Genomic DNA, 24,563 nt, shown 5'->3' on the forward strand with positions numbered 1-24,563 from the left:
GCGCGGGCGTATCATGCCCCGTCAGACTGACGAGAGGGATGTGGTCGTGGCCAACGATAACAAGACGCAAGCTTCGGCCGAAGGGCTGATGGAAACCCTGCTGCTGCCGTTCTCGCCGCGCTTCATCGTGCTGACCATCTGCGCGGTCGTCACCGCGCTGCTGATCGGCATCGGCCTCGCCGACGGCAAGATCTTCGACATCCTGCTGATCCCGATCCTGATCTTTGGCGCGCTGACGCTGCTCGGCGTCCGCGACCTCATGCAGAAGGGCCATGCGGTTCTGCGCAACTACCCGATCTCGGCGCACATCCGCTTCCTGCTCGAAGAAATCCGCCCGGAGATGCGGCAGTACTTCTTCGAAAGCGAGAAGGACGGCATGCCGTTCTCGCGCGATATCCGCGCGGTGGTCTATCAGCGCGCCAAGATGGAGCTCGACAAGCGTCCGTTTGGCACCCAGGAGGACGTCTACCGCGAGGGTTACGAGTGGATGCATCACTCGGTCTCGCCGAAGACGCATGCCGAGGAGAAGTTTCGCGTCACCATCGGCGGCCCCGATTGCGCAAAGCCATATTCGGCATCGGTGTTCAACATCTCCGCGATGAGCTTCGGCGCGCTCAGCCCGAACGCCGTGCGCGCGCTCAATGCCGGCGCCAGGAAGGGCGGCTTCGCGCATGACACCGGCGAGGGCGGCTTCAGCCCCTACCATCGCGAGATGGGCGGCGACATCATCTGGGAGATCGGCTCCGGCTATTTCGGTTGCCGTCATCTCGACGGCACGTTCGATCCGGAGGCGTTCGCGCGGGTCGCGAGCCAGGACCAGATCAAGATGGTCGAGCTCAAGATCAGCCAGGGCGCCAAGCCCGGCCATGGCGGCGTGCTGCCGGCTGCGAAGGTGTCGGAGGAGATCTCGAAAATCCGCGGCGTCACGATGGGCGAGGACTGCATCTCGCCGGCCTCGCACCGCGCCTTCTCCACGCCCGTCGGCATGATGCAGTTCCTCGCCGAGATGCGGCGCTTGTCCGGCGGCAAGCCGGCCGGCTTCAAGCTGTGCATCGGTCATCCCTGGGAATTCCTCGCGATCTGCAAGGCGATGCTGGAGACCGGCATCTATCCAGATTTCATCGTCGTCGACGGCAATGAAGGCGGCACCGGCGCGGCGCCGCTGGAGTTCATGGACCATCTCGGCATGCCGATGCGCGAGGGCGTCAATTTCGTCCACAACGCGCTGGTCGGCATCAATGCGCGCGACCGCATCAGGATCGGCGCGTCCGGCAAGATCGCGACCGCCTTCGACATGGCGCGGGCGATGGCGATCGGCGCCGATTATTGCAACTCGGCGCGCGGCTTCATGTTCTCGCTGGGCTGCATCCAGTCGCTGAGCTGCCACACCGACCGCTGCCCGACCGGGGTTGCGACCCAGGACCCGACGCGTGCCCGCGCGCTCTACGTGCCGCTCAAGATCGACCGCGTGCATAATTATCATCACGCCACGCTGCACTCGCTCACCGAGCTGATCGCCGCGGCCGGTCTCGAACATCCGCGGCAACTGCGCCCGATCCACTTCAGCCAGCGGACATCGACCACCCAGGTGCGATCCTTTGCGCAGCTCTACCCGTCGCTACGTCCGGGCGAGCTGCTCGAAGGCACCGAAGATCCGCGCTTCCGTGATGCCTGGCAGATGGCGCGGGCGGAGTCGTTCCAGCCGGCGCCGTAGGGCCACCGCGTGATCCGCCGCATCCTGCGGCGGTGAAAATTCATCGGGGATTGTGGTTGTGTTTTAACGTCTGTGTCAGCTTGGGGTGTAGATTGGCCCCATGGACGAGCGACGCGACAAAGCCAGGCACCGTGTGCTGAAAGCCGGAACCATCGAGTTCGGCGGCGGCGCGATCGACTGCACCGTCCGTAATTTCTCCGACACCGGCGCCGCGCTCGATGTCACCAGTCCGGTCGGTATCCCCGAGCGGTTCACCCTGGTCATCCAGGCCGACGGAACGCATCTCGCCTGCACGGTGGTCTGGCGCAAGGAGAAGCGGATCGGGGTGCGGTTCGGGTGAGCGGTCTGCGTTTGATCGGCGCGCGCTTAGGGCGCGCTTGTCCGCGACGACGGGTGGAGGGTTGGGTGCGCAATCACCCCGTCTCGACCTCACTCAACCGGCCCGCCAGAATCTTGTCGATCCTGCGACCGTCGAGATCGACGACCTCGATATGCCAGCCGGCGAAGTCGAAGGCATCGCCGACATTGGGCAGCACGCTGAACTGTTGCAGCACCAGGCCCGCCACCGTGTTGTAACGGTGCGGCGGCAACTCGACGCCGAGCAACTCGCCGAACTCGTCGACCGGCATCCAGCCGGAAACCAGCAGCGAGCCGTCATCGCGCCTGACATAGGCCGGCTCCGGCGGTCCCTCCTCGGAATGGAAGGCGCCGACGATCGATTCCAGAATGTCAGCCGTCGTCACGATACCCTCGAAGGCGCCGTATTCGTCGTAGACCAGGCCGACATGAACCGGAGCGGCTTTCAGGATCGCCAGCACGTCGCGGGCGTCGGCTGATGCCGGAATGCCGGGCGCCTCGCGCACCAGCGCTCGCAGATCCGGCGTGCGCTCGTTCATGTACGCGACCAGCAGGTCCTTGGCCTGGAGCACGCCGATCGGCTTGTCGCGATCGCCGTCCGAGACGGGAAAGCGCGAATGCGGGCTCTTCGCGATGATCGCTTGAATGGCCTCCGGCGCATCGTTCAGATCGATCTCGTTGACCTCCGTGCGCGGCGTCATGATCGCGCCGACCGGCCGGTCGCCGAGCCGCATGACGCCCGCGATCATCTCCTTTTCGCCCGACTCCAGCACGCCCGCGTTCTCGGCTTCGCTGACGAGGTGATGGATCTCGTCCTCCGAGACCTTCTCCTCGGCCTTGCCGCCGCGGCCGAGCAGCGTGAGGATCAGCTTGCCGGAGAGATCGAGCAGGAAGACGAGCGGCAGCGAGATCCGCGCCAGAACGTGCATCGCGGGCGCGACCTTGACCGCGATGCTCTCGGGGTCGCGCAGCGCCACCTGCTTCGGCACCAGCTCGCCGACGATCAGGGTGGCGTAGGTGATGAGCGTGACCACGATGCCGACGCCGACGATGTCGGCGATCCCTGAGGACAGGCCGAGCTCGACCAGCCATTGCGTCAGCCGCTGTCCGAGCGTCGCGCCCGAGAATGCGCCCGAGAGCACGCCGACCAGCGTGATGCCGATCTGCACCGTCGAGAGGAACTTTCCGGGATCGGCCGCCAGCGTCAGTGCTCGCTCGGCGCCGCGCACCCCCTTGGCCGCGAGCAGCGACAGCCGGGCCGGACGGGACGAGACCACGGCCAGCTCGGACATGGACAACAGGCCGTTAATGACGATCAGGACGACGACGATGATGAGTTCGACGGACAACATTGCGCGCAAGGAAATGGGATACCTGACCCGGCGAACGCCGGACCAAGCCCATTATATATGAACTCGATGCCTAATTTGTCCGGTTCCAGCCAAATTGCCGCAGGCAGGATCAAGCGCTCTCGCCCGGGTTTTCGAGGCTGAACGTCTCCGACTGCTCATCATACGCGAACAGCTCGCCATAGCGTCCCCAGGACACGACGGTCCTGAGCGTCTCGTCCGCATAGTCCTCGGACATGTAGTCTTCGAGCTCGTTGCGGAACCGTGCCGCGGGGGCGGTATGGGAGGGACGTTCGTCGAGCACGCGGCGAATCAATCCCATCACCGGCACGTAAGTGACGAGATGTTCGGCGAACAGCTTCTTGCGTGCGTCGGTTTCGAGATGGGCAAAACGCTTGCCCGTGTCGGTGAGCATCAGGTCGCCTTCGCTCAGCTGGGCGAAGCGCAGCAGTTGCAGGGACTCACCGAGGTGAAGGATCTCGTCGGCCTCGAGCTGGAGCTGGCTTGCGAGCACGGGCAGGTCGGCGTGTCCGTGATAGGGCGGCCCCGCCAGCGTCTCGATCAGGCCCGACAGCACGTTGGACGAGACGTGGTGCAGGGTCATGCCGACCCCGGAGCCCAGAATGCTTTCGACGGGGGGCGCCTTCGGTTCGGCGCGTTGGGTCATGCGCGCGTAGATGTTGTCGACAAGCTGCCGGAAATGAGGGTCGAGCCGGTTGCGCGGATGCGGCATGTCGACCTTGATCTCGGCGGCGACACGCCCTGGATTGGATGAGAACACCAGGATGCGATCGCACATCAGGACCGCCTCCTCGATATTGTGCGTCACCATCAGGATCGATTTGATCGGCAGCCGGCCCTCGATCCAGAGATCGATCAGGTCCGTGCGCAGCGTCTCGGCCGTGAGGACGTCGAGTGCCGAGAACGGTTCGTCCATCAGCAGGAGGTCGGGATGCACCACCAGCGCCCGGGCGAAGCCGACGCGCTGGCGCATGCCACCCGACAGTTCCTTCGGGAAGGCGGACTCAAACCCGTCAAGGCCGATCAGGTCGATCGCAGCAAGGGCGCGCTTGTGGCGCTCGGTGGCGTCGACGCCCAGCGCTTCGAGTCCGAGCTCGACGTTCTGGAGCACGGTCAGCCAGGGAAACAACGCGAATGACTGGAATACCATGGCGACGCCGTTCGGCGGCCCGACGATGGTCTCGCCGCGACAGCTCGCCTGTCCCGCAGACGGGCTGACCAAGCCGGCGATGATCCGCAGCAAGGTGGACTTGCCGGAGCCGGAGCGGCCGAGCAGGCCGACGATCTCGCCCGAGCGGATCGTCAGGTCGACCTTGTCCAGCACCAGGAGCTGTTCGCCGCTGCCTTTCGGGAAGGACCGGCAGACACCGCGGATGTCGATGAGCGCAGAGGGTTGGTCGAGCATGATGGTCTCCTCGTCAGCCGAGCCGCAGGCGACGCTCGCCGAAGGCATAGAGCGGCCGCCAGACCAGACGATTGAACAACGTCACCAGAATGCACATCGTGGCAATTCCGAGCACGACGCGCGGGAAGTCGCCGGCTTCCGTGGCGGAAGCGATATAGGAGCCGAGCCCGGTGGCCTTCAGATGCGTGTCGCCCCAGCTTGCGACCTCTGCGACGATCGACGCATTCCAGGAGCCGCCGGACGCGGTGATCGCGCCGGTGACGTAATAGGGGAAGATGCCGGGCAGGATCGCCTTGAACCACCAACGCCATCCGCCGAGGTGGAAGCTGCTCGCGGCCTCGCGCAGGTCGCTCGGGAAGGCGCTGGCGCCCGCGATGACATTGAACAGGATGTACCATTGTGTGCCCAGGATCATCAGCGGGCTCAGCCAGATGTCGGCGGCAAGCTTGAAGTGGACGATGCCGAGGACGAAGACGGGAAAGGCGAGGTTCGCCGGGAAGGCCGCCAGAAACTGCGCCAGCGGCTGAATCCGTTCGGCCAGTTTCGGGCGAAGGCCGATCCAGACCCCGATCGGCACCCAGACCAGCGTGGCGAGGCTGATCAGGACGGCGACGCGCAACAACGTGATGAGCCCGTCCCTGATGACGACGAGAACGTCAGACATTCCGAGACTGGCCGAGAGATAGCGATAGGTCAGCCAGGCGGCATAGGCTGTGCCGGCGAGGATCAATGCGATCCAGACCGTATCGACGAGGCGGGAAGTCTCGCCCTTGCCTGCTGCCGCGGGCGGCAGTTTCGGCAGCGGAATACGCAAGTTCGAGATCGCGCGGCTCAGCGCCGCGAAAGGAAGGGTCAGCGCACGCAGCGCGCGGGTCCGGCGGAACAGGTCGAGCATCCAGGAGGTCGGCGCCTCGCCTGAGGCGGTCTGCTCGAAGCGGAATTTGTCGGCCCAGGCGACGATGGGGCGGAACAGCAGCTGATCATAGGCGATGATCACGAACAGCATCGCCAGCATGGCGTAGAGGATCGCCGGCAAATCCTGCTGCTGAATCGCCAGCGCGACATAGGAGCCGATCCCCGGCAAGGTCACCGTGGTCGTGCCGACGGTGATCGCTTCCGAGGCGACCACGAAGAACCAGCCACCCGACATCGACATCATCGCGTTCCAGATCAGTCCCGGCATCGCGAACGGCACGTCGAGGCGCCAGAAGCGCTGCCAGCCGGACAAATGGAAGCTTTGCGTGGCCTCCTCGAGGTCCTTCGGCACGTTGCGCATCGACTGGTACATGCTGAAGGTCATGTTCCAGGCCTGGCTGGTGAAGATCGCGAACACCGAGGCGAGCTCGGCGCCCAGCACCTGGCCCGGAAACAAATTCATGAAGAAGACGACAGTGAAGGTGAGGAAGCCGAGGATCGGCACCGACTGGAGGATATCCAGCAGCGGGATCATGACCAGCTCCGCGCGCCGGCTCTTGGCGGCGATTGCAGCGTAGACGAAGGTGAAGACCGTCGAGCACACCATCGCAAGCAGCATCCGCAACGTGGTGCGCAAGGCGTAGAGCGGCAGGTTTGCCGGATCGAGCGAGACCGGCGTGCGCTCCAGCTCGGACAGCGGCGCGACGGTCTGCTTGCCGCCATAGACGATCAGCACCATGGCGCCGATGACGAGGATCAGCGCCGCGACGTCCCAGACATTGGGGAGTAGCGCCCGGCCGATCGCGGCCGTGCGGATATCTCTCGGCTTCATCGGCCCGCCCTTGGGCTGGAATTTTGGGCTAGAACTCTGCGTGCAGGCGGCCCGAGAAGATCGAGACCGGCCCGCGGTCGGCGTTATAGGCCGGGTTTGTGATCAATTGATAGTCCGCGGTCAGCGTGACGTTCTTGTTCACCGAATAGGCATAGTAGGCCTCGAGGATCCGCTCCTTGCGGTAGTTGAGAGCGCCGTCGCCGATGAGAACACCGAGGCCGCCGGCGGCCAGGAAGTCACGATAATCCTGTGAGATGGCATTGATGGCGCCGCCGATGCCGATCACGTCGTCAGGCCGGCCCCATTTCGTGCCTTTGATCGACAGTCCGGTGGCCAGGCTGCGGTTGATGTCGGTGAAGGCGAGCGTTTCGGTCTTGCCGTCGTTCCAGCTCCAGCGGCCGAACAGCCCGATATCCTCTGTGATCGCCTGCTCGAGGTTGATGACGTAGCCGACCTTGAGGCGGCCGCGCCGGGTCAGCGCGATGTCGAGATTGAGCGCGGGATTGTCCAGCGTCTCGCGGAAGCTGCCCATGTTGGCGCTGTCGACCCAGCCCATGGTCCTCAGCTTGCCGGGTTGGCCGAGCAGCGAGAACCGGGTCTCCAGCTCGATCGCGTACTGACCGCGCTCCCCGACCCTGGTGTCGAAATGATTCGAATTGGACTCCGCGACCATCAAGAAATAGCCGCCGCGCAGCGCCCATTGCTTCTGGTTGAGCTCGGCGGTGACGCCATAGGTGAGACCGACCTTGTCGGCGGAATAGTCGAAGGCGCCCGGCGCCCACAGCGACCAGTTCATGAAGTCCTTGCGGGTGTCCTTGGCATAGGCATTGCCGTCGAACACGTCGATCACCGCGAACTTGCCGGCCTGCACCGTGAGCCTGGACACGTCGACCTTCTGCGCAAGCTGCAACTGGCCGCTCGCGAGCTCTTCCTGCTCGCCGCCAAAACCGAACGTCTGGCGCACGAACAGCCGCGAGGTGTTGTAATGCGGATAGGGGAAGTTCGATTTCTGCGCTTCGCCGTTGGGGAAGCCTGCCGCGCCAACAGTGTCGTTCAGTCCAAATCCCTGGAGCAGTTCGGGATTGTAGTAGACCTCGCCGCCGTCCCACAGCCGCGCGTTCAGGAACAGGCTGTTGCTCCACGTCGCCTTGGCCTGCGTCGACGGCGACAGAGAGTTCGGTCCGCTGTAGAGCGCAGGGAACGACGGATAGCCTTGCGGCAGATAGGTGCTCTGGCCGTGAATCTCCCAGCGATCCGATTCCGTGTCGATCAACGAGCTCTTCGGGTCGTAGCTCGGCATGCCCGGCCAATCGACCTTGCGGTTGAGGCCGACCCTGACCGACTGGAAGTCGAGCGATGATGACGTGTATTGGGCGCCCGTGGAGAAGGCGACGTTGGCGCCGTCGAAGCGGCTGTAGAAATATTCGAGCCGCGCGCTCCAGTGCGGCGCAAAGCCGTATTCGATACCTGCACCCGCAATCCAGCCGGGCCGCGTGTTCAGGATTTTCGGGATTTGGTCGCCGGAGACCGGCGTGTCGAAATAGCGCTCGCCCATCCACGCAAAGCCGCCGGTGGCATAGACGAGCCACGGTCCGCTGGTGTAGCCGACGCGGCCGCGCAGGCTCGCGGTGTAGTCCCATTGCTGGATGACCGTGTTGGCGGGCGTCCCGAGGAAGGAAACGATCGAGTTGGAGGTGATGTAGTTGGGAAACGAAAAATCGCCTTCGACGCCGACGAGCCATCCGGAATTGAGCCGGTAGTTGTAGCCGGCCTGCACGCCGCCGATCATGCCGCTGAAGACGCCGTTGCCATTGATCGCGGCGCCGTCGTTCAGCGCGAAGCCGGACGAGCCACGGCTGTAGCCGGCATGCGCGCCGATATAGAGGCCGGTCCAGTCATAGACCGCTTTCAGCGCCGGTGCCTTCAGCGGCAGATCGGCCGCGTGGCCGGCGGCGGGAAAAGCCAGCACGCCCGAGGCAAGCGCCGCGGCCGTTCGCAAATACCTGTAACGGTGACCTCTCAACGTCAAAACGCACGCCCCCAAACGCGAATGTGTCCCATTCGCCGCGATATCCCTGCAGATTCGCGGCGGCCCTGTCACGAAGTCTTGGTTGTTCACGCGATCGGACCAGACGATCCCGATTCGACGCGATTTCTTCCCAAGCCCCTGTGCCTGCTGCGAACCTTATTGCTATTAATTCGCAATAGCAACTGTTCCCGGCGGCAAAAATGGATGACCCCGCCCGGGGGGACAGCCGGGCGGGGTCGGGGACACGACACGGGGTGGATGAGGCGCCCGTGTCGGACGCAGGATCCACGTGAGATCGGCCTCAGGTACTCAAATCAGTAGCAAGAACGAACGCGGCCAACGTACTGGCCGAAGGCGTTGTACTGGGCGACCCAGCCGCAGCGGTGATAGCCGTAGTAATAGGGGTCGTTGCTGGCGGCGATCGCGGAGCCGACGACGGCGGCGGTGGCGATGCCGGCACCCACACCCCAGACCCAGCCGGGCTGCTTGGCTTCGGCCGAAGAGGTGGTGGACACGATGCTGCCGGTGACGGCGAGGGCAGCGAGTGCGACGGCGGCAATTCTGGTCTTGATCGACATGTGAAACTCCATCCGGGTTGAGGCGGTCCGTTGTGGCCCGCGTGCCCAATTGGACGGAGGCTTGCCGCGTCCGGTTCGAATCCCGCAAAAGCGGGCGCGCAGCCCGGCTGTTTCCTGAACGATTCCAGTCGGATGCGAGCTAGCCGAGAGGCCCTTTGGCGAGCCTGTTCACGTCGAAGTTATCGACCTCTGTCAGCAGCTCGCAAAAGGCGCGCGCGCCCTGATCGAGCAGCTGCCCACCCTTCTCGGGCACAGCCAATGTCGCGTTGCCGATCGCGCCGCTCGCGTGGAGATCCTGCGCCTGCCAGGCGAACGGTGCGGGCCGCTGCGTCGACAGCCAGCGATACTGCTTTTCCATGGCGATGCTGCTCGCGGGAAAATCCGCGATCGCATCAACCCGCACCTGATCGGGATAGCGCGCCAGCATGATCGACGTCTCGACCGCGCCGCCATGGATGCCGTGGCGGACTTCATCCGCCGGGAACAGGTTCTCCGCGCCCGACAGCCGCGACCACGACGTCGTCACCACAAAGAGCCTGTGATGCGCGCGAAGATCCTGCGCGACCAGCATCATTGCCGCGCTGTTGCCGCCATGGCTGGTGATGATGACGAGCTTCTTCACGCCGCGCCGCGCGACGTCCTCGCCGATTGCGGTCCATCGCTTCAGCGCCACCTCGGTCGGCAGCGTCTGCGTGCCCGGAAAGTCGATATGCTCGGTGGAAATCCCGACCGGTTCAACGGGCAGGAACGTCGCCGGAACATTTGCGGGCAACAGCTCGCGCACGCGCGCGAGATACGCGTCCGCGATCAGCACGTCGGTTTCGAGCGGAAGATGCGGGCCGTGCTGCTCGGTCGCCGCCAGCGGCAGCACCGCGATCCAGCGCGACACCTCTGCAAGGCTCCCATCGGCCCAGTTGATGTCGATCCAGTCGCGAGACGGCGTCATCGTGGTTTCTTTGCCCGAATTTGTCGCGTATTTTGGGGTTATCAGGGGACGCGGGCCTGGCCGGCTCGCGTCCCCGAATGTCTTGCGGTTTTATCGCGTTGGACTGGCATCTGCTAGAAGCGATCGACGGAGTGCACCCATGAGCCCCTCTCATCTGCGGCGAGCGTTAACGGCGGGCTTGATGGCCGCCTTCGTCTCTCTGGCTCCGGCGCGCGCCGAGACGCTGGACAAGGTTACCTTCGGCACCAATTGGGTCGCCGAGGCCGAGCATGGCGGTTTCTTCCAGGCGGTCGCCGACGGCACCTACAAGAAATACGGGCTCGACGTCACCATCGTTCCCGGCGGTCCGAACGAGAACAACCGGATGCTGCTGATCGCCGGCAAGATCGATTTCTTCATGGCCGCGAACACGCTGATGTCGTTCGACGCGGTGGCGAACAACGTCCCCGTCGTCACCATCGCAGCGGTCTTCCAGAAGGATCCGCAGGTGATGCTGACGCAGCCGGACGCCAAGGTCGCCAAGATCGAGGATCTCAAGCCGCTGACCTTGTTCGTCTCCAAGGAGGGCATGACCAGCTACTTCCAGTGGCTGAAGTCCGAATACGGTTTCAGCGAGAAAAATGTCCGTCCCTACAATTTCAATCCGCAGCCCTTCATCGCCAACCCCAAGAGCGCGATGCAGGGCTACGTCACCTCCGAGCCCTTCGCGGTCGAGAAGGCCGCCGGCTTCAAGCCGAATGTGCTGCTGCTTGCCGACTATGGTTTCAACACCTATTCGACCCTGATCGAGACCCGCCGCGACATGGTCGAGAAGAAGCCGGACCTGGTGCAGCGCTTCGTCGATGCCTCCATGGTCGGCTGGTACAATTACATCTACCGCGACAATTCCGCGGGCAATGCCATGATCAAGCAGCTCAACCCGGAGATGACCGACGAGCTGCTCGCCTATTCCGTTGCCAAGATGAAGGAATACGGCATCGTCGATTCCGGCGAGTCGTTGAAGAACGGCATCGGCGCGATGAGCGACGAGCGTTACACCTCCTTCTTCAACAAGATGGTGAAGGCCGGCGTCGTGAAGGCGGATCTCGACTTCCGCAAGTCCTATACGCTGCGCTTCGTCAACAAGGGCGTCGGCGTCGAGCTGCGCCCGAGCAAGCCGTAGCGCAAGGTCCATGTCATCCGTCAAAACTTCGTCCGGGGTCGAGGCCGGCCTGACGGCTCTCGCCGTCAGCCTGCGCGGCGTGACGAAGGCGTATGACAATGGCGTCATGGCGCTCGGCCCGCTCGACCTTGCCGTTCGCAAGGGCGAGTTCATCTCGCTGCTGGGCCCGTCCGGTTGCGGCAAGTCCACTGCGCTGCGCCTGATCGCAGAGCTCAGCGCGCCATCGTCCGGCATCGTGCGGGTGGCGCACCACGAGAGCGATGTGCTGCCGGGTCATGGCATCGGCTTCGTGTTCCAGGAGCCGACGCTGATGCCCTGGACCAGCGTGCGCGAGAATGTGCGGCTGCCATTGAGGCTCGCGGGCGTTCCGAAGGCGGAGGCGCGCGCGCGGGCCGATGAGGCGTTGGCCAGCGTGGGTCTTGCGGATTTCGCCGATGCTTTCCCGCGCGAGCTCTCGGGTGGCATGAAGATGCGGGTGTCGCTGGCGCGTGCGCTCGTCACCGACCCTGATATCCTCCTGATGGATGAGCCGTTCGCCGCGCTCGACGAGACCACGCGCTTTCGCCTCAACAACGACCTGCTTGCGCTCTGGCGAGCCCTGGGCAAGACCGTCATCTTCGTCACCCATTCGGTGTTCGAATCCGTCTATCTGTCGCAGCGGGTCGTGGTCATGACCGCGCGGCCCGGCCGCATCCAGGCCGATATCCGCATCGAGACGGTCGAGCCGCGCGGTGAGGAGTTTCGGACCTCGGCCGCCTATTCCAATTATTGCCGGAAAGTGTCGGCCGCGCTGGCGCCGTCCTATTCAGGGCAGTCGACGCTATGAGCGCGCAAGCTGCCGTCACCGCAAAACCATCCGGCGCGCAACGCGCGATGCGCTTCGTGCTTCCCGTCATCGTCTTCGCAGCCGGACTCGCGGCCTGGGAACTGATCGTCCGCATCAAGGACATCCCGCCTTACGTTCTGCCGGCGCCCTCCGTCATCTTCCTGACGCTGGTCAAGGACTGGGCGGTGCTGACACAATCGCTCGCGACCACGCTGCTGACCACGCTCGAAGGTTTTGTCGCCGCCAGCATCGGCGGCATCGCGCTGGCGCTGCTGTTCAACCAGTCGAAATGGGTGGAATATTCGCTATTCCCCTATGCAATCGTCCTCCAGGTGACTCCTGTCATCGCGATTGCACCGCTGCTTCTGATCTATCTGGAGCAGCAGACCGCGGTCGTCGTCTGCGCCTTCATCGTCGCCTTTTTCCCGGTGCTGTCCAACACCACGCTCGGGCTGAATTCGGTCGATCGCAACCTTGCCGGCCTGTTCCAGCTCTACGGCGCTTCGCCGCCGCAAACCCTGCGCTTCCTGAAGCTGCCGGCGGCGCTGCCCTATATCCTCGGCGGCCTGCGCATTGCCGGCGGCCTGTCGCTGATCGGCGCGGTTGTGGCCGAAATCGCGGCCGGCACGGCCGGCGCCGGCTCCGGGCTCGCCTACAGGATCGCCGAATCCGGCTATCGATTGAACATACCCCGCATGTTCGCAGCGCTGCTGCTGTTGTCGCTGGCCGGGATTGTCATCTATGGGGTGCTGGCGCTAGTTTCCCACCTCGTTTTACGGCGCTGGCACGAGAGCGCGCTTGGAAAGGAAAACTGATGACTACCGGTTCGATTTCGTCCGAAAAGATCGACCTTCTGATCTATGGGCCGGTGCGGCCAATTCTCGACAACGGTTTTTCCGATCATTTCGTCGTGCACAAGGCGGAGACACGGGGCGATCTCGAGCGGCTGACGCCGGCGATCCGCGAAAAGATCCGCGGCGTGGCGGTGACCTATCACACCGTGCGCGCCGACAAGGATTCGCTGTCGCAGCTGCCCAAGCTGGAGATGGTGGCGAGCTTCGGCGTCGGCTACGACCACGTCGACGCCAAATACGCGGCCGAGCACAACATCATCGTCACCAACACGCCCGACGTGCTGACCGAGGAGGTCGCCGACGTCGCGATGGGCCTTCTGATCTCCACCGTGCGTGAGTTCATCAAGGCCGACCGCTACGTCCGCTCCGGCCTCTGGCAGACGCAGAACTATCCGCTCAGCGTCGGCTCGCTGCGCGACCGCAAGGTCGGCATCGTCGGCATGGGCCGGATCGGCCAGGCCATCGCGCGCCGGCTCGATGCCTCGCTGGTGCCGGTGGTCTACCACTCCCGCAATCCGTCGAAGGACGTCTCCTACAAGCACTATCCCGATCTGATCGAGATGGCGAAGGCGGTGGACACGCTGATGGTGATCGTGCCCGGCGGCGCCTCGACCAACAAGATGATCAATGCCGAGGTGCTGAAGGCGCTCGGTCCGCGCGGCGTGCTGGTCAACGTGGCGCGCGGTTCGGTGGTCGACGAGGTGGCGCTGGTCCAGGCGCTGAAATCAGGCACCATCCTCGCCGCCGGTCTCGACGTGTTCGCGGCCGAGCCGAGCGTGCCGGACGAGCTCAAGACCATGCAGAACGTCGTGCTGCTGCCGCATATCGGCTCGGCGTCGGTGGTGACGCGCAACGCGATGGATCAGCTCGTGGTCGACAATCTCAAGTCCTGGTTCGCCGGCAAGGCGCCGTTGACGCCGGTTGCGGAAACGCCGTTCAAGGGGCGCTGATGAGAGGTCTTCGGGTCGTTGCATTCGCCGTCGCGGCCTTTCTGGCCGCGATCGGCATCGCGCATGCGCAGGATGCGACGACCCTGAAGAAGACGATGCCCGGGCAGTGGGAGCTCTCGACCACCGAGCGCAGCAAGACCTGCGTCGTCACGATGAAAGGCGACGCCGCGGGGCAGGGCTTCAAGCTGGAGCTGGAGCCGGCCTGCAAGACCACGCTGCCCTTCACGAAGGACATCGTCGCCTGGAGCGTCAGGGGCCTCGACATCGTTCGTTTGCAGGACGCGACCGGTGAAGCCGTGATCGACTTCACCGAGGTCGAGGCCGGCATCTTCGAAGGCCTGCGCCAGGGCGAGGGCGTCTACATCCTCCAGGACCTCGCCGCAGCCCGCTCGATGGCCAAGTCGATGGACCAGATGATCGGCGACTGGTCGATGGTGCGCGGCAACGGCCAGCCGGTGTGCGGGCTGACGCTGACCAACACGGAAGCCGGCCCGGACAATTTCCAGGTCTTCCTCAAGCCGAAATGCGATCCGGCGATTGCTCAGTTCAATCCGGCGCAATGGCGGCTCGAGCGCGGCCAGATCGTCCTGATGTCGAAATCAGGCGAGGCCTGGCAGTTCGAGGCCGACGACAACGCGCAATGGCGGCGCGTCCCCGATACCGCCGATCCCCTGATCATGCTGCGGCAATAATTCTTCCGGTCGATGTCGATTTAGCTGAGGCTCAATCGTCACATCCATAGCGAGCCGGTTTGCGGCCGGAGCGGCTGCGGCTCGCCAAGGGAGTTTTTCATGCGCTTCATGTACATCGTCACCTCCAGCCAGCCGATGGCTGCCCCGAGCCCGGCGCTGATGGAGGCCATGCAGACCATATCCGAGCGGGAGATCAAGGCCGGTCGAATGATCGACAATGGCGGCCTGATGCCGCTTGCGACCGGCGCACAGGTGCGAATCGTCGACGGCGAGCTCAGCGTCATCGACGGCCCCTTCGTCGAGGCCAAGGAAGTGATCGGCGGCTATGCCATTTTCGAGCTGCGCGACAAGGCGGAAGCCGTGGCCATGGCGAAGGAATTCATGCAGCTGCACCTCGATCACATGCCGGGCTGGGAGGGTACCTGCGAATTGCGGGCCTTCGCCACGCCGGGCGTCGAGACAGCCTGCCAGGTCGACGCGCAGTCCAGGGTGGCCGCCCACGCCTGATGGACAGCACCGCTCGTCCTGGAGCGTTTTCGAGCGAAGCGGATACCGTTTCGCGTCAAGAAAACGCGTCAAAACAAGAATTTGGAGCCCCGTTCCGATTCCATCGGAACGGAAAGGGCTCTGGTCGGCGGCGATGACGACCGCCGACCTCGATCACGCGATCCGTGCCGCGATTCACGCAACCTGGCGCGTCGCGCAGCCGCGGCTGATCGCCACGCTGTCGCGCATGCTGCGCGACGTGCCGCTGGCGGAGGAATTGACCCAGGACGCACTGGTCGCAGCGCTGGAAGCCTGGCCGCAAAGCGGGGTGCCGGACAATCCCGGCGCCTGGCTGGTTGCGACGGCCAAGCGCCGCGGGCTCGATCATCTGCGCCGGGCAAAAATGCTCACCCGCAAGCAGGAGCAGCTCGCGCACGAGCTGATGCAGGAGCAGGACGCGATGCCGGATATCGACGCCGCCCTCGACGACGATATCGGTGACGAATGGTTGCGGCTGATCTTCACGGCCTGTCACCCGCTGCTGCCGCGGCAGGCCCGCGCGGCGCTGGCATTGCGTATGATCTGCGGCCTGACCACCGACGAAATCGCGCGCGCCTTCCTGGTCACGGAGGCAACCGTCGCGCAACGCATCGTCCGCGCCAAGCGCACGCTGTCGCGGTCGGGCCTGAGCTACGAGATCCCGAGCGGCGAGGCGCTTTCGGAGCGTCTCGCCTCGGTGCTCGAGGTCGTCTATCTCATCTTCAACGAGGGCTATTCGGCCTCAGGCGGCGAGGAGTGGCTGCGGCCGCAGCTCTGCGACGAGGCCCTGCGCATGGGACGGGTGCTGATCGGACTCGCGCCTCTCGAGCCCGAGGTCCACGGTCTCATGGCACTGATGGAGCTGAATGCCGCGCGGAAGCAGGCGCGCACGGGCATCGATGGCGAGCCCATCCTGCTCATGGACCAGGACCGCAGGCTCTGGGACCGGCGCCTGATTGGCGGCGGCCTTCGCGCGCTCGACCGCGCGCGCGAGCTTGGTGGTGCCGGCCGGTTCTACACGCTACAGGCCGCGATCGTCGCGTGTCACGCGACCGCGGAGACGGCTGTTGCCACCGACTGGCGCCGCATCGCGGAGCTCTATGGCCAGCTTGCGGCGCTGGTGCGCTCGCCGGTGATCGAGCTCAACCGGGCGGTCGCGCTCGGAATGGCCGAAGGGCCGCAGGCCGGTCTCGATCTCGTGGACATGATCGCGGACGAACCGGCGCTCGGGGCCTACCACCATCTCCATTCTGTCCGCGGCGACCTCCTGGAGAAGCTCGGCCGCTTCGCCGAGGCGCGAAGATCGTTCGAGACCGCTGCACGTCTCGCGAACAATGCGCGCGAGCGCGTGTTGATGGAGCGGCGTGCGGCAGCCATTGCCGATTCCGACGGCTGAAGACGCAAACGGCTTTACGTCGTCGGCTTCGGCGGCGGCGCGGTGCCTTGCGCCCACTTCTCGAGCTTGCCGAGCACGCCCCATGCGGCGAGCGCCAGCGAGATCGGCATCGCGAACTGGCCGAGGCCCGGCACCGCCGACACGATCGTGCCGAGCAGTCCGGCAAGACCGCCCGCATTCGGGCTCGCGGTCACCGAAGAGAGCAGCGCGGTGAGCACCGAGCCGCCGATGCCGATTGCCGTCTTCTTGCCGTCGAGCAGCTTGCCGATGGTCTCGCCGAGCGCGCCGTTGACCTGGCCGAGCACGGGCTTGCCGTCCTTGTTGAGCAGGGTGCTGAGCAGGTCGACGACCTGCTTCAGCTGATCGACGGGGGCCGGATTGGTCGGGCTGACCGGTCCTGGCATGGGTGCCGTCTTGTTGATGAGGGAGAAGAGCCGTTCGAACAGGTTGATCGGATCGTTGGTGGCGGGCAGCGTGTTGCCCGGTGTCGTCGTTCCCGGTGTAATGCCGCCGGCTGACGGTCGCAGCAAGTGTGCGAGGTCTTCCAGCCGCTTCAGGATCTTGGAAATATCGCCGCTCGGCACGGAGCCTCCCGCCTGCGTTGCACGCGTGAGCGCCGCGACCGTGGCCCCGTCGAGAAGCCCGGTATCCCTCAGGCCGTTCTGCTGCTGAAACTGCGAGACCGCGGCCCCGGTCTTCGGTCCGCTGATGCCGTCCTCGACGAGCGGCGGATTGGCGCCGAGCTTGTTGAGCGCCTGCTGCATCAGAACAATCGTCGACGCCGCATCGTCCTCGGGCTCGGTGCGGCCGGCGAATTGCGGGCTGCCGTCGAGGGTGATCGAGGAATCGAGCGACATCATCGCATGCAGGATCACCGCCGTGCCGAGCTGGGAATCGACGTGGTTCGAGTCGAACACGTGGTCGCGGACGAATTTGCCGCCCCTCGCCTCGGGCGGGCCGTACAGTGTCGAGCCGCCATAGAGGTAGGGCGAATTGCAGCCCTTCGAGTGATAACCGAAGCCGTTGAACGCCTCGAGCCGGAACAGGATCCGGGCGATGCCCCAGTCGTGGGCGCCGATGAAGTTCTCGACTCTGAACGCGTCCACCGCGCCGTCCACGAACGTGGTAAAGGGGCCGCGCCCCTTCGGAACGATGGTCGTCACGCGATGAAGCGTTTCGCCGTTGCCGAGATAGGTGTCGAAATCGAAGTTGGATTCGCGGTAGTGGCAGAGCGCAGCAAAATACCAGGGGACACCGGTCAACCGCTCGATCTGCTGATAGGTCGCCTTGCCGTTGATCGCCTTGCGCGCGACTCCATTTGCGTCGCCGAGGCGCGAAGGCCGGATCTCGAGATTGGACCAATTCCGCTCGTACTCGCTTTTGAGACTCTCGAATGAGACCATCTTCCGCTCCCGAAAATTGATGAATTATCGAAATTTCGTGCAAGTCAGATATGGACCAGGTGCCGCGATCGGGTGTGACTCCAACGTGATCTCCGGCAAATGTGGCAGGTTGCCGGCCCGGCGCATGTGAAATGGCTTACAGCTTGGGCGCGAAAATGCGCCGCAGGAGCGGGCCCGCGCCGTCGCCGGCAGCGCGACCCGCCAGTGGGGGAACCGGCGTGGTCGTTCGTCCGTTAGCATTTTAGACGATGCGGTAGGGAGCCCTGCATGGCCAAGCGCGTCCTCGCGATCGGCATCGAACCCGGCAATGCGGACTACAGCGCATTTCCGCAGCTCACGCCGGAGCTCGTGCGCCACTATATCGAAGCGCAATTGCTGCGCCTGCGTGATCTCGGCTACGAGGTCACGAGCTGCCTGATCGATCTCGATGCGACCGCCGAAGTCGGCGTCACGGCCGCACTGCGCGCCGAGCGCTTCGACTGCATCGTGATCGGCGCGGGGCTGCGCGAGCCGAAAGAGCGCCTGCTGCTGTTCGAGAAGGTGCTCAACCTCGTCCATCGCTTGGCGCCTGACGCCGCCATCTGCTTCAACTCTACGCCGGCCGACACCGCCGAGGCCGTGCAGCGCTGGATCGATCCCTGACCTCCGATCGGCCGGCCCGGGCATCGCTCGCGGCATGGTTCGAGCCGTCTTCGCGCTCCGCCTCGGACGCCATCGCTTAGGCGTCGCGAGCCGCACCGCCGGCTATTGGTCTGGTCCGAATCCGCTTCCGGCGCTATGACTGTCTCATCACAGGGAGGGCGAGCATGCTTCGAGGTCTTCGCATTGGAAGTTTTGCAATCGCGGCATATCTGACGGTCGCGTTGGCGATGCCGGCGCATGAGGCCGCGGCCCAGGATGCCATCGGCGGCGCGATCATCGGCGGTGTCGGCGGAGCGATCCTCGGCGGCGCGCTCGGCGGCGGACGCGGTGCCGCAATCGGCGCGGTCGTCGGTGCAGGCACGGGCGCTGCGATCGCCTCCGAGGGCGAGCGCCGCCGCTCCGGTTATTACGCCTATCAGCGCGGCTGCTACATGCAGCGTCCCGACGGCTATTACGTCCGGGTCAGCCAACGCTATTGCTATTGATCGATCAGCCGCCGGCTGGTGGTTCGCATGAGCATCCGATCCCGCATATGCCGGTGGCTGATCGCCGCGATCGTGGCCGGCGATCTCGTCGGAGCCGGGACTGCCCGGGCGCAACAGATTCCAGCCGACGAACCCGGGTTTACGGCTTTCGTGGCCGAGCGCATCCGCGCCGAGATCCGTGACACCCCGGTCGTGATCAAAGGACCGCTGACGCTGTCGGTCGGCCCTCTGCAAACCAACCTCGACCGCATCTACGCCTTCTGCAAGGCCAATGCGGGCGGCTGCGGCAGGGAGATCGGCGCCTATGTCAGCGGCGTCAAGGCAACGGCGAGCAGCAGGAACGATCCGCCGACCCGAGCAGCCCTTCGCGTGGTCGTGCGCTCGGCTGACTACATGCGGCAGGCGCTTCGGGAGGTCGACGCGCGCGGCCCGGCCCTGATGCGGCCCCTGGCGGAGGGGCTGGTGATCGTCCCGGTGCTGGATTCGCCGCGGGCGGTCAGGGTGTTCAACGACAAGGATCGTGCCGCGCTCGGCTTGACGCAGGACCAGGTCTTCGACCTCGCCATTGGCAATCTGCGCAGCAGCGTGAAGCCGCTCACGACGGTCGCAAAAGCGGTCCCGTCAGGACAGTTCGGCACGCTGACGGGGGACTATTATCAGACCAGCCGGCTCGCGCTGATCGACAGCTGGGCGCCGCTCGCACAGGCCCAGGGCGGTGTCCTGATCGTCGCGGCGCCGTCGGCCGATCTCGTGCTCTATGCAAGCGAAGACAGCAGTGCTGCGATCGATGCGCTGCGGACGCTGGCCAGGAACATGATGGCGCGCGCGCCGAAGCCGCTGTCCGGCACGCTGCTGCGCTGGACCCCGAAGGGGTGGCAACTCGTCCGGTGAGATGCTCTCTCGCGGGGCGGCGCTCTGCTCAACTCTTGCCGGGGTCCGCCGGCATGATCTGCAGCAGCGGCTCCGGTTGGATCGAGATCTGGCCGGCGAACGGCCGGTCATGCGCGGCGATGAGCAGGACGGAGGTGGCGACGCCGGTGGCGAACAGGCCCATCGCGACCGCCGATCCCAGCCGGTTGTCGCAATGAACGAGGCCGATCACCAGCAGCGCGCAGGCCGCCTGGAGATACAGGCACCACCATTTGACCGGGTTCACCGCGGCAAGGCTGACGATGATCCGCTGCCGCCGCGCGTCCAGCGCCTGCTCCAGCGCGGCGATGAGCTCGCGCTGCACATTCGCCTGCCCCGGGCCCTGCGGCGTCATCGCAACGACGAACTGCAGGGCTTCGGCGAGCGCCAGCGGCGTGACCTTCAGCGACACTTCCTGATGCGCCATCATCGGCCATTCCACCGCGACGGCCTGTCCGACATAGTCGCGCACCAGGCGGCGGAGCTTCGTCTCCTGCTCCGCCGGCAGGCCGGCGGCCAGCAGCACGGCGCTGCGCAGCGCGCTGGCCTCGCGGCTCACCGCGGCGCTGGCGCGGTCGCTGTCGCCCCAGACCTGCGCGGCGGTGAAGGCGACGAACAGGCCGAAGATGATGCCGAGCACCGGCAGCATGCCCGGCGAGATCGCCTTCAGCGACTTCGCGCGCTCCTCCGTCGCAGCCCTCGCGATGCCTGCGAAGATGGCCGCGGCGAGCAGATACGTGAATCCGAAGATCACCAGCGCCATCACGGGCACCGGCAGATTGTGCAGCCAGTCGCTCATTCTGCCGTTGTCACTTGATTCGAAGCCCTGGATCAACCGCATCCGCGGAGGCCGGCGTGGCCGCTCTTGCCGACGATGAAGCGCGATACAGCCCGGAATTGTCGTCATTTGAGCCGCGCGCAACAATTCGCTCGGCGCGGCTGCGGCGCGATCAAGGGAGACGGAATGAGGACCTCTGAGAATTTCTCGCTCCGGTCTACGGCTGGTTTACCGAGGGCTTCGACACCCGTGACCTGAGTGGAGCAAAGGCGTTGTTGGAGGAGTTCGCGACGCCGTAAGTGGAAATGGCGCCCGCTTGCTCATTTCGTAAACGGGCGCCGCCTTCAATTACAACGATGCTAGTTTCTTGCTTCTTTGGGGGCTGGCGGATTCTGCGGAATAAAGGTGTGGGCCTTGGTCTTCCAGTTTCCGTCAGCTTGTTTAAGCAGAACGCGCAACGTGTGCCCGCTCATCGTCCGTACCTCGCCCCCGCTCTTGACTTGATTCACAGTCCAACTTGACAGGAGGTACGCGAGATTTCCATCGGCGCGGGTCTCAATTATCTCGAAGGTGTGATCCTTGAAGCCCGCTTTGATGGCACCCTCCCAAAATTGCTTGATTGCCTCAGGCCCAATTGCGACCGGGGAGCCTCCTGGTACCAAGATGGCATCGTCAGTGTACATGGCTGGAAATGCCGCGGTATTTGGAGTGTTGAATGCGTTCAGCCATTGTTGGTTGGAAACTTCCATCGCTGTACGAAGATCATCCGCCCTTGCAGATGAGCCCCACATCAGAAGCGGGAGAAGCAATGCGAAGACCAATGATTTCGCGCTCATTTTCCTCTCCTATTGTCTGCCATTGAGAAAATGAAGTCAGGAAAACAGACAGAGGTTATCCCATGCCGTCGGTTCGCGAAATGCTAGAAATGTGCGGGAGACTCACCCGATGAAGCTAGTTTATCCGGTGGCAATATAGCCGCGCGCGCCTCGTCGAGATGCAAAAAAAACTATGTCTGATCCAGACGAACAGCGCTGAAATCCCGGAGGCGATGGCAACGTCAGCAGTTCTGACGGAGCCAGTGATCGGGTTAGTGGCTTAGGCGACTGGCAGCACGAAGACCGCCGCCCAGGCCAAGCTGAATGGTCTCAGAGAGCTGCTCCAAAGAGAGCCCCGACCGTACCAGCCGGGGCTCCAGGCCAAATCCGCGCGGCCGGGAGAGCAAGCCGCGCAATTTCGGAGTATGCCTGAGTCCATGCTGCCTCCTGTGATGGAAGTGCGGCGGTCCACAGGAAAGGCTGCTCAAAGCAATCCGCTCGCCACGAGCCTGCAACGAGTGGCCGCCACCGCGTAACAAGTGAGGTGAACGCCAGAACGCCACTGCCGCGCCACCAAATCGCCCAACGACTCAACGACGCATGTTGCATCGGGCCGGGGCGATGCGCATGGGTGGTGTAGTGATGCGCAATTGGTCCAATGTTTATGTGACTGCGTCCGTGAGCGGGCTGATGGTCACGATGCTTTTGCTTGGCGCGATCCTCGCTCGAAATGCCGGACTGGCGGAGAAGAAAGGCGACCGGGTCATCGCTGTGCCAGCGCACAGCGACGCCCGCACCCGGACGACTTCCGAGAGCGGTGGCGGAGCCACGGTAGATTTTGGCGTCGCGGACCTCAGAGGGTCGCTGCCGTAAGGAAGTGATCATCGGCCCGCCCTGCCGAGCTCGCTGAGAGACCGAGGCGATCGGCGCGTTGTAGGCAATCCGAGTCATTCGTGACCAAGCGAAGACGGCCGCATGGAAGCGGCCTGCCTTGTGCGCTGGCCACTTCCGGTCTTCCCCGGTTCGCAGACATTCTCAAAGTCGGTCGGCATGTCTCGAACGGGCCATGAGCAGACGTACTACGCTCGTTCAACGCGGATCGAGCTGTGCGCCTTCCAAAAAGGTACCGAAGCGCTCACCACCGGCTTCGCTTCGCCCATATTGCCTCACCAATGAGGCAGGATATTCGCGGCTCCCTTTCGGTCACCGAAACGATCCGGTCCCTGGGCACGCCGCCGGCAACCTCGAGCAGGAGTTTTGTTCGGATCGCCTCCTTGAACCCGTCGCGGCTTCTGATCGCCACCATAAACGAGCCTGACCCGCCAATCACACAATCCTCGTAATAGAGATCGAGGTCGTCGATGTCCATTTGCGACGGAAGCCTTCCTTCGAGCATGATCGGCAATCCGTTGATGGTAATGCCCCTTGCCAGCGCCGCGTCACGTGCGATGGTAACTGGGCTTCCGTCGTTGTTCACGCCATCGCCGGAAACGTCGATCACGCGCCGCAGTCCACGATACGGATCCGCATCGAACAGCGGCAATGCGAAATTTATCGCGCCAGAAATCGAGGTGCGTGAGCCCAGGCGAACCGGCGCTTTCGCGATTTCCGCCGCCACCGCAGCTGCAGATTCGTGGCTGTCGATCAATCTCCACGGCACGATGATTTTCTGATCGTTCGGCCCAGACCATTCGACATAGGCCAGGGCCAACCTTCGGTTCGGCCCGGCCTTGAGCGCCTGGAGAAATTCGTTGGAAACGATGGCCTCCGCGTAACCCTCGCGCTGAAGCAAAAGCTCGCCGGGATCCATTGAATAGGAGACATCTACAGCAAGAACGAGTTCGACATCGACCGATGGCTGCTCGCTGCCGGCAACCACTCGGTACCCCGAATTGAGGGCGGCCGTGTTGGCGACTTCACCTCCGGCGATCGCTCCGGCGATCAATGCCGCTGCGATGGAGACACGATGAAGCATGGTGGCCTCACTGCTTGATTCCTCTTCATGGTGGCAGAAACGCCGCTGCCTGATCGATCGGTCCAGCGCCGGGTGCGGATTGATGCGGGCGCGCGAAGACGAACCGAGATGTCACGTGTATTTCGGAACTGGCTCTGCCGTCCTGGCCGATGAGGATCAATCCGGCGCCGCCATTTGCTACATTCAGAATAATCGGCTCGCCACTCCACGTCTTGATTGGCTCCATTCCGATGATGAGAAATTCACCGATAAGCTGGTCAAGATATTGGATGCGCAATTGCGGGCCGACTTCGGCTGCCGCGAGTTCGAAGCCGAACTGTCGAGCACGTGCGTAAACATCAGCCAAGGTCACAGTATCGGACGTGAATCCAAGCTGGGCTGGCGATACGAGGACAAGCTCCACGTCTGTCTTGCGAGAGCCAAGGATGAATGTCGGTCGAGCAAGTATTTCAGCGGCCTGCCCACCGATACCGCAGCCCATGCCGTCTAGTTTATTGCGCAGTCCAAGCGGATCAGCGAAGTTGCCAATGGTAATGGTCTTCCATGTCGCCACATCGCGGCCGGACTGAATGAGTTGCTGGGACACCTTGGCGGGGTGCGTCTTGAGCTTCAGCTGGTTTTGCAAGACATCGCGAGCCGTGCATTGAGCCCGCGCCGGATTGGTTGCGAACTGAACGATGCAGGCCGCGCACAGTATCGTCACAATGAAGTAACGGCTGCCCCGGCGCGCGCGCGAATGACGGTCGACTCCGCCGCAATGTGCCCTTCCCGCTGTGATGGCTATCGAAAGTCTCTTCCGCATTTGCAATCTCGCGAGAAGAATGAGTCCACCGTCTGCTGTTGCGCACTGGACACACTCCGCGCCCCGTGAGCGCGGTGCAGCTTTCTCGGTATCGCGTTATTCGGTTACCGCGGGCTCAGGGCAGCGGCTCTCCGGTTGTCAACGTAGTGCAGGTCTGCGGGAAAACCGCACGAAAAGGCACGATAAAGGACGAAATCGGGCTG

The 24,563-nt window shown here is 64.1% G+C and carries 24 protein-coding genes; 13 read left to right on the forward strand and 11 right to left on the reverse strand.

Annotation, left to right across the window (positions count from 1 at the left end; translation table 11 throughout):
• Positions 1–88: 88 nt before the first annotated feature.
• Both AB7008_RS03960 and AB7008_RS03965 read left to right on the forward strand, forming a co-directional pair.
• A complete protein-coding gene (locus AB7008_RS03960; protein WP_304494314.1) occupies positions 89–1,714 on the forward strand; it encodes an FMN-binding glutamate synthase family protein in 1,626 nt (541 codons plus the stop codon).
• 100 nt (positions 1,715–1,814) lie between these two features.
• Positions 1,815–2,054, forward strand: coding sequence for a PilZ domain-containing protein (locus AB7008_RS03965; protein WP_028159962.1), 240 nt, complete (start codon positions 1,815–1,817; stop codon positions 2,052–2,054).
• A gap of 73 nt (positions 2,055–2,127) precedes the next feature.
• Here AB7008_RS03965 and AB7008_RS03970 read toward each other — a convergent pair whose 3' ends face one another.
• The 6 genes from AB7008_RS03970 to AB7008_RS03995 all read right to left on the reverse strand — a co-directional run bounded on the left by AB7008_RS03970 (position 2,128) and on the right by AB7008_RS03995 (position 10,146).
• On the reverse strand, positions 2,128–3,423 hold the full coding sequence (locus AB7008_RS03970; RefSeq protein ID WP_248883539.1) for a hemolysin family protein: 1,296 nt from the start codon (positions 3,421–3,423) through the stop codon (positions 2,128–2,130).
• A 109-nt stretch (positions 3,424–3,532) separates the two neighbouring features.
• Entirely contained in the window at positions 3,533–4,846 is a 1,314-nt protein-coding gene (locus tag AB7008_RS03975; protein WP_304492518.1) for an ABC transporter ATP-binding protein, read from the reverse strand.
• A gap of 13 nt (positions 4,847–4,859) precedes the next feature.
• Positions 4,860–6,593 (reverse strand): ABC transporter permease, encoded by a 1,734-nt coding sequence (locus AB7008_RS03980; RefSeq protein WP_304492519.1) that lies wholly within the window; start codon positions 6,591–6,593, stop codon positions 4,860–4,862.
• Between the two features lie 28 nt (positions 6,594–6,621).
• A complete protein-coding gene (locus AB7008_RS03985; RefSeq protein ID WP_441261182.1) occupies positions 6,622–8,592 on the reverse strand; it encodes a carbohydrate porin in 1,971 nt (656 codons plus the stop codon).
• A gap of 344 nt (positions 8,593–8,936) precedes the next feature.
• Positions 8,937–9,200 carry a hypothetical protein gene (locus AB7008_RS03990; protein ID WP_028170409.1) on the reverse strand — a complete coding sequence of 88 codons (264 nt, stop codon included), beginning with the start codon at positions 9,198–9,200 and terminating at the stop codon, positions 8,937–8,939.
• A 139-nt stretch (positions 9,201–9,339) separates the two neighbouring features.
• Positions 9,340–10,146, reverse strand: a complete 807-nt coding sequence (locus AB7008_RS03995) for a creatininase family protein (RefSeq protein WP_304492521.1) — start codon at positions 10,144–10,146, stop codon at positions 9,340–9,342.
• A gap of 139 nt (positions 10,147–10,285) precedes the next feature.
• Here AB7008_RS03995 and AB7008_RS04000 point away from each other — a divergent pair, with 139 nt between their 5' ends.
• The 7 genes from AB7008_RS04000 to AB7008_RS04030 all read left to right on the forward strand — a co-directional run bounded on the left by AB7008_RS04000 (position 10,286) and on the right by AB7008_RS04030 (position 16,551).
• A complete protein-coding gene (locus tag AB7008_RS04000) occupies positions 10,286–11,308 on the forward strand; it encodes an ABC transporter substrate-binding protein (protein ID WP_028159969.1) in 1,023 nt (340 codons plus the stop codon).
• 10 nt (positions 11,309–11,318) lie between these two features.
• Positions 11,319–12,134, forward strand: coding sequence for an ABC transporter ATP-binding protein (locus tag AB7008_RS04005; protein ID WP_441258461.1), 816 nt, complete (start codon positions 11,319–11,321; stop codon positions 12,132–12,134).
• Positions 12,131–12,949, forward strand: coding sequence for an ABC transporter permease (locus AB7008_RS04010; RefSeq protein WP_441258462.1), 819 nt, complete (start codon positions 12,131–12,133; stop codon positions 12,947–12,949). Before AB7008_RS04005 ends, AB7008_RS04010 begins: the two co-directional genes overlap by 4 nt.
• Positions 12,949–13,938 carry a 2-hydroxyacid dehydrogenase gene (locus AB7008_RS04015; protein ID WP_441258463.1) on the forward strand — a complete coding sequence of 330 codons (990 nt, stop codon included), beginning with the start codon at positions 12,949–12,951 and terminating at the stop codon, positions 13,936–13,938. Before AB7008_RS04010 ends, AB7008_RS04015 begins: the two co-directional genes overlap by 1 nt.
• Positions 13,938–14,630: an AprI/Inh family metalloprotease inhibitor gene (locus AB7008_RS04020; protein WP_028159973.1), complete on the forward strand. Its 693-nt coding sequence runs from the start codon at positions 13,938–13,940 to the stop codon at positions 14,628–14,630. The genes AB7008_RS04015 and AB7008_RS04020 overlap by 1 nt, the downstream gene beginning before the upstream one ends.
• A gap of 99 nt (positions 14,631–14,729) precedes the next feature.
• Positions 14,730–15,137 (forward strand): YciI family protein, encoded by a 408-nt coding sequence (locus tag AB7008_RS04025; RefSeq protein WP_441258464.1) that lies wholly within the window; start codon positions 14,730–14,732, stop codon positions 15,135–15,137.
• A gap of 133 nt (positions 15,138–15,270) precedes the next feature.
• Complete coding sequence (locus AB7008_RS04030) at positions 15,271–16,551, forward strand: RNA polymerase sigma factor (protein ID WP_441258465.1); 1,281 nt, start codon at positions 15,271–15,273, stop codon at positions 16,549–16,551.
• Positions 16,552–16,565: 14 nt separating this feature from the next.
• On the opposite strand, the gene AB7008_RS04035 is transcribed toward AB7008_RS04030, so the two are convergent.
• Complete coding sequence (locus tag AB7008_RS04035; protein WP_441258466.1) at positions 16,566–17,954, reverse strand: peptidoglycan-binding protein; 1,389 nt, start codon at positions 17,952–17,954, stop codon at positions 16,566–16,568.
• A gap of 267 nt (positions 17,955–18,221) precedes the next feature.
• Here AB7008_RS04035 and AB7008_RS04040 point away from each other — a divergent pair, with 267 nt between their 5' ends.
• The 3 genes from AB7008_RS04040 (at position 18,222) to AB7008_RS04050 (ending at position 19,972) form a co-directional block, all read left to right on the forward strand.
• Positions 18,222–18,596, forward strand: a complete 375-nt coding sequence (locus AB7008_RS04040; protein WP_248881191.1) for a hypothetical protein — start codon at positions 18,222–18,224, stop codon at positions 18,594–18,596.
• Between the two features lie 164 nt (positions 18,597–18,760).
• Positions 18,761–19,081: a hypothetical protein gene (locus AB7008_RS04045; RefSeq protein ID WP_441258467.1), complete on the forward strand. Its 321-nt coding sequence runs from the start codon at positions 18,761–18,763 to the stop codon at positions 19,079–19,081.
• Positions 19,082–19,108: 27 nt separating this feature from the next.
• On the forward strand, positions 19,109–19,972 hold the full coding sequence (locus AB7008_RS04050) for a hypothetical protein (protein WP_441258468.1): 864 nt from the start codon (positions 19,109–19,111) through the stop codon (positions 19,970–19,972).
• A 28-nt stretch (positions 19,973–20,000) separates the two neighbouring features.
• Here AB7008_RS04050 and AB7008_RS04055 read toward each other — a convergent pair whose 3' ends face one another.
• Both AB7008_RS04055 and AB7008_RS04060 read right to left on the reverse strand, forming a co-directional pair.
• Positions 20,001–20,789 (reverse strand): bestrophin-like domain, encoded by a 789-nt coding sequence (locus AB7008_RS04055; RefSeq protein WP_441258469.1) that lies wholly within the window; start codon positions 20,787–20,789, stop codon positions 20,001–20,003.
• Between the two features lie 338 nt (positions 20,790–21,127).
• Entirely contained in the window at positions 21,128–21,604 is a 477-nt protein-coding gene (locus AB7008_RS04060; protein WP_441258470.1) for a YybH family protein, read from the reverse strand.
• Positions 21,605–22,210: 606 nt separating this feature from the next.
• Here AB7008_RS04060 and AB7008_RS04065 point away from each other — a divergent pair.
• Positions 22,211–22,456: a hypothetical protein gene (locus AB7008_RS04065; RefSeq protein WP_441258471.1), complete on the forward strand. Its 246-nt coding sequence runs from the start codon at positions 22,211–22,213 to the stop codon at positions 22,454–22,456.
• Between the two features lie 262 nt (positions 22,457–22,718).
• Here the strand turns inward: AB7008_RS04065 and AB7008_RS04070 are convergent, their stop codons facing one another.
• Both AB7008_RS04070 and AB7008_RS04075 read right to left on the reverse strand, forming a co-directional pair.
• A complete protein-coding gene (locus AB7008_RS04070; protein ID WP_441258472.1) occupies positions 22,719–23,558 on the reverse strand; it encodes a DUF1194 domain-containing protein in 840 nt (279 codons plus the stop codon).
• Between the two features lie 25 nt (positions 23,559–23,583).
• On the reverse strand, positions 23,584–24,360 hold the full coding sequence (locus AB7008_RS04075; RefSeq protein WP_441258473.1) for a hypothetical protein: 777 nt from the start codon (positions 24,358–24,360) through the stop codon (positions 23,584–23,586).
• Between the last annotated feature and the right edge of the window lie 203 nt (positions 24,361–24,563).

The sequence above is a fragment of the Bradyrhizobium sp. 521_C7_N1_3 genome (assembly GCF_052075975.1).
GTDB classification, from domain to species: domain Bacteria; phylum Pseudomonadota; class Alphaproteobacteria; order Rhizobiales; family Xanthobacteraceae; genus Bradyrhizobium; species Bradyrhizobium japonicum.

Coding starts and splice junctions, on each gene's coding strand:
- AB7008_RS04025 (WP_441258464.1), top strand. CDS start 14,730: ATGCGCTTCATGTACATCGTCACCTCCAGCCAGCCGATGGCTGCCCCG.
- AB7008_RS04020 (WP_028159973.1), top strand. CDS start 13,938: ATGAGAGGTCTTCGGGTCGTTGCATTCGCCGTCGCGGCCTTTCTGGCC.
- AB7008_RS04065 (WP_441258471.1), top strand. CDS start 22,211: ATGGGTGGTGTAGTGATGCGCAATTGGTCCAATGTTTATGTGACTGCG.
- AB7008_RS04050 (WP_441258468.1), top strand. CDS start 19,109: ATGAGCATCCGATCCCGCATATGCCGGTGGCTGATCGCCGCGATCGTG.
- AB7008_RS04070 (WP_441258472.1), bottom strand. CDS start 23,558: ATGCTTCATCGTGTCTCCATCGCAGCGGCATTGATCGCCGGAGCGATC.
- AB7008_RS04015 (WP_441258463.1), top strand. CDS start 12,949: ATGACTACCGGTTCGATTTCGTCCGAAAAGATCGACCTTCTGATCTAT.
- AB7008_RS04030 (WP_441258465.1), top strand. CDS start 15,271: ATGACGACCGCCGACCTCGATCACGCGATCCGTGCCGCGATTCACGCA.
- AB7008_RS04060 (WP_441258470.1), bottom strand. CDS start 21,604: ATGAGCGCGAAATCATTGGTCTTCGCATTGCTTCTCCCGCTTCTGATG.
- AB7008_RS03965 (WP_028159962.1), top strand. CDS start 1,815: ATGGACGAGCGACGCGACAAAGCCAGGCACCGTGTGCTGAAAGCCGGA.
- AB7008_RS03995 (WP_304492521.1), bottom strand. CDS start 10,146: ATGACGCCGTCTCGCGACTGGATCGACATCAACTGGGCCGATGGGAGC.
- AB7008_RS03975 (WP_304492518.1), bottom strand. CDS start 4,846: ATGCTCGACCAACCCTCTGCGCTCATCGACATCCGCGGTGTCTGCCGG.
- AB7008_RS03980 (WP_304492519.1), bottom strand. CDS start 6,593: ATGAAGCCGAGAGATATCCGCACGGCCGCGATCGGCCGGGCGCTACTC.
- AB7008_RS04005 (WP_441258461.1), top strand. CDS start 11,319: ATGTCATCCGTCAAAACTTCGTCCGGGGTCGAGGCCGGCCTGACGGCT.
- AB7008_RS04035 (WP_441258466.1), bottom strand. CDS start 17,954: ATGGTCTCATTCGAGAGTCTCAAAAGCGAGTACGAGCGGAATTGGTCC.
- AB7008_RS04075 (WP_441258473.1), bottom strand. CDS start 24,360: ATGCGGAAGAGACTTTCGATAGCCATCACAGCGGGAAGGGCACATTGC.
- AB7008_RS04040 (WP_248881191.1), top strand. CDS start 18,222: ATGGCCAAGCGCGTCCTCGCGATCGGCATCGAACCCGGCAATGCGGAC.
- AB7008_RS03990 (WP_028170409.1), bottom strand. CDS start 9,200: ATGTCGATCAAGACCAGAATTGCCGCCGTCGCACTCGCTGCCCTCGCC.
- AB7008_RS03970 (WP_248883539.1), bottom strand. CDS start 3,423: ATGTTGTCCGTCGAACTCATCATCGTCGTCGTCCTGATCGTCATTAAC.
- AB7008_RS04010 (WP_441258462.1), top strand. CDS start 12,131: ATGAGCGCGCAAGCTGCCGTCACCGCAAAACCATCCGGCGCGCAACGC.
- AB7008_RS04045 (WP_441258467.1), top strand. CDS start 18,761: ATGCTTCGAGGTCTTCGCATTGGAAGTTTTGCAATCGCGGCATATCTG.
- AB7008_RS03960 (WP_304494314.1), top strand. CDS start 89: ATGGAAACCCTGCTGCTGCCGTTCTCGCCGCGCTTCATCGTGCTGACC.
- AB7008_RS04000 (WP_028159969.1), top strand. CDS start 10,286: ATGAGCCCCTCTCATCTGCGGCGAGCGTTAACGGCGGGCTTGATGGCC.
- AB7008_RS04055 (WP_441258469.1), bottom strand. CDS start 20,789: ATGAGCGACTGGCTGCACAATCTGCCGGTGCCCGTGATGGCGCTGGTG.